Genomic DNA, 3,446 nt, shown 5'->3' with positions numbered 1-3,446 from the left:
GGCACATTTTGTCACGATATACTTCTATTGGTATATCGTGATATCCTGACAATAGGTTAATACACTGGTTAATACACTTAGGTAGTTACTACACTTAGGGGGTTTACTTAAGTGTTTTACTTTCGTGTTTTGTGTGTTCTTTCCTATTGTCGCGATATATTTATATAATTACATCAGTATGTCGCGACGTAAAGACCCAAAAAAATATTTTTTTCCCTAATCCCTGTTGCCTGTTGCCCTTCAGTTTATTGGTGAAACGGTACAACCAATAGGGGTAACAATACGTATAGCAACCAACTCCAATTCCAGGAGTAATTCCAGGACCTAGTACCAGTGGCAGACTCTGGCTCTGTCAAGAGTGCATCGATTCTCTCTTGGAAGCGACTGGTAGGCACAGGTCTACTAAAGGGAGCACAGAAATTTTCCTTAGTGATCATCGGACTGCTAACCATAGTCAACAGTGATTCTGCCAACAATAGGGCATCGACCCGTTTAGCGGCCCAATGGTCAGCACGGATTTCTCGTAGACTCAATAGTTCTTGCCACAATGACTCTGTATTTGGTAACCAAGCAGTGATTCGATGAATCCACCCTAGCCAGAAAAACCAGAAGGTATCTCGGTAATGGTGGTGAGCTTGCTCATGGGTAATAACAGCCTCTAGATGTTCCGATGAGAGAGTTTCTAAGAGTCCCTGACTGACCACAAGTTCCGGTTGCCAAAAGCCAATCTGAGCAATAAAGGGTATAGGAGTGTCTAAAAGACGAGCCAATTGACCTTGACTAGCTAGGGATTCAGGGGTTGGAGTCAAGCCAGAACAGTGTTCAACTCTTTCCCATTGCCCATTTTGCCATTGCCCTTTTATTAAGGAAATTTGGGGTAAGGAACGAAATTGTTGCAAAGACTGCCAACCAAGCCTTGCTAACTTTAGCCACAACACTACTGCCCAACCCAGAAATCCTAGCACTAGACAGTAGGTAAGCCAGTCTGTGCGTAACCCGATCATTTGTCCCTTTGGCCCCATGCATAGCACAGCCAAAGCAGTGGTTAGGAGGAGTAGGGGTGGACCAAGAAATTGTACTAATACGTGTTGCCAGCGCCTGGGCAAACTCCCAGGCAGTTGGTAGCTTGTGTGCCTGTGCCAGCAAGCCAGCCCTAATGCTGCTATAATCATCACCACATGCATTATTTTTCCTCCTTCCGCCTTTGACGTGCTGCTTGCAGTCGTTGTGCGATCGCAGAAATTTGTTCCACACTCGCTGCATCTAAGCTATCGGCAAAGGCAGCAACTACATCTGGATTGCCTACGGCTAAAAAGCGATTGAGCTGGTCATGGGCTGCGAGTACCTGGGCTTCTTGGCGAGACACTAAGGGTCTCCATAAAAAGGTACGCTGTCGTTTATCACAACTCAGCCAACCTTTCTGGGTCAAGCGGCGTAGCACTGTGGTCACTGAAGCATAAGCTAATTCCCGATCTGGGTCAGCCAAAATCTGTTCATGGACATCTTTGACAGTAGCGCAACCTAATGCCCAGATAATCTCCAAGATTTCTCGTTCCAATGGACCTAGGGAGAGTTGTTTAGGGCGATGATGGGGCAGAGGACTCATAGATTACTGGTTAATTTTGGTTTAATTTTATTTAGGTTAATTTGGGTGCTAGAGGTTATTTACAGTTTATGACATTTTGATCAGTCAGGCTATCCCGATTCATATGTAGTCGGTCTGCTTCCTTCATTGATAGTCTTGGTTCTTAGGTTTGACAGCAGTTCTTCTAAGGTTTACAGTCATTCTGAGGAATAATTATAGGCCACTCTGTAGCCTGCTATCTGTTTTGATCAGAAGGAGAATACCCTTGAAGAAGCTGCTATCAATCCTGTTGACTGCTACGGTATGGTTTACATTTGCTCTAGAACGTCCAGCCCTCGCTGGTGATGCCGCTCAGGGAGCTCAGGTTTTTAGTCAGAATTGTGCTGCTTGTCATATCGGTGGCAATAACGTGATTATGGCCAATAAAACCTTGAAGAAAGCTGTCCTGAAACGATATAAGATGTATGACCTGGAAAAAATTAAAACCCAGGTAACCAATGGGAAAAACGCTATGCCCTCCTTCCAGAAAAAGCTAACTGAGCAGGAGATTGAAAATGTGGCTACCTATGTTTTATTGCAGGCTGACAATGACTGGAAGTTGGGTAAAGAAATTCCTAATCGAAAATCCCCACAGTCCAAATCTCCACAATTAGGTGTAGAGGCTGATCAGACGCCAGTTAATCAGGACAAGACCGATACCCTTAAACCCAAAAAGCGCTCATTCTGGCGCTTATTCTTTTGATTACCCTCAGGTTAATTACTCGATAGCGCCTTTCCGGGGTTACTAAAACCGGGGATTTGCGATTTTTGCAGTTCAGGAGTATGAAGATGCGAACGCTATCTTATCACCAAGCCAAAGCCTATTCACAACAGGTAAAACCCTAACTTCCGCAACCACATCAGGTAGAGTAGCAATCTAGTACATGATTAGGGTTACTTTGCGTAACATACCCGCATGTTTTCAACAAAACTCCTCTGGGAATGTGGTACAATGCGCCTATGCAATAACCAAGCAATAACAGTATTAGGCAAGACATCCAGATCATCTTCTACAAGAGTGGGTAGCCTGTGAAAAGGTAACTGAGTAAAGCCATCAGTTTTAAATCTCCCGAAAATAAAGGAGTAGAGCAACAAAGTCACCTCAAATTCAATATTAGGTTGGGTTCCAGCCGATTTGAAGCCTGTGGATAGGGTGCTGCCGACAGTCCTAGTTGAAACAGGAAGTAAACAGGCGTCGTTGTGACGTTTTTGTCGGCGATGTTCACGTTTTATAGAACAGCTAAGAGTAGGTTTTAACAATTCCAAGCAATTCTGCCATCCTATTGATGACAGCAAGTCGAGCTATGTCTACCTAAATGTTGTATTATAACCATCAGATTAGAACTATCTGGGTGGTTTTTGTAAAGTTATGTGACAGATTCGGGAACTGCGACATAAAAGGTGTGGACTCAACCAGATAAGTAACTGGTGAGTCAAAATCAATGGTGCTAGTTAGGTTACCAACAAACCCAAGCTCAAGAGGTTGACCTAACTCTTGCTAGTCTTATAGAGCAGATTATGCCCAAAGACAGGTAATGCTCATCCTCAGGATTGGTTTCGGTGTTAGCTGTTAGGAAGTACCCAAACGGGTGTGTGATAAGAAATCCGGGTATATACTTACTGTATAATACATCTCCAGAAACTCGGTTTTGACCCAGGCAGTGCAAGGGTTTGAGGTTAATTTTTGGAGATGTCTATAGAGTAAGTCGGGAAAGATTTATGCCCAAACGCTTGAGACTATTACCTCATCTGAGTTGTGAGGAATTGGAGGAACGGTATCGTCAAGCCAGTGATGCTGTAGAACGCAGCCAATACCAAATCC

4 protein-coding genes are annotated in these 3,446 nt (G+C 44.0%); 1 reads left to right on the top strand and 3 read right to left on the bottom strand.

What is annotated here, in order from left to right; genetic code table 11:
• Positions 1 to 245: 245 nt before the first annotated feature.
• Both F6K37_RS35110 and F6K37_RS35105 read right to left on the bottom strand, forming a co-directional pair.
• A complete protein-coding gene (locus F6K37_RS35110; protein WP_287255472.1) occupies positions 246 to 1,184 on the bottom strand; it encodes a M56 family metallopeptidase in 939 nt (312 codons plus the stop codon).
• Positions 1,184 to 1,606 (bottom strand): BlaI/MecI/CopY family transcriptional regulator, encoded by a 423-nt coding sequence (locus F6K37_RS35105; RefSeq protein WP_008190954.1) that lies wholly within the window; start codon positions 1,604 to 1,606, stop codon positions 1,184 to 1,186. The genes F6K37_RS35110 and F6K37_RS35105 overlap by 1 nt, the downstream gene beginning before the upstream one ends.
• 244 nt (positions 1,607 to 1,850) lie before the next feature.
• On the opposite strand from F6K37_RS35105, the gene petJ reads away from it, so the two are divergent.
• Entirely contained in the window at positions 1,851 to 2,327 is a 477-nt protein-coding gene (petJ, locus tag F6K37_RS35100) for a cytochrome c6 PetJ (RefSeq protein ID WP_353838887.1), read from the top strand.
• A 191-nt stretch (positions 2,328 to 2,518) separates the two neighbouring features.
• Here petJ and F6K37_RS35095 read toward each other — a convergent pair whose 3' ends face one another.
• Complete coding sequence (locus tag F6K37_RS35095) at positions 2,519 to 2,890, bottom strand: hypothetical protein (RefSeq protein ID WP_287255469.1); 372 nt, start codon at positions 2,888 to 2,890, stop codon at positions 2,519 to 2,521.
• Positions 2,891 to 3,446: the final 556 nt, after the last annotated feature.

The organism is Moorena sp. SIO4E2 (genome assembly GCF_010671945.1).
In the GTDB taxonomy this organism is placed as follows: Bacteria; Cyanobacteriota; Cyanobacteriia; order Cyanobacteriales; family Coleofasciculaceae; genus Moorena; species Moorena producens.
The sequence above is the reverse complement of the archived record's forward strand: the minus strand, read 5'-3'. Positions and strand labels throughout refer to the sequence as shown.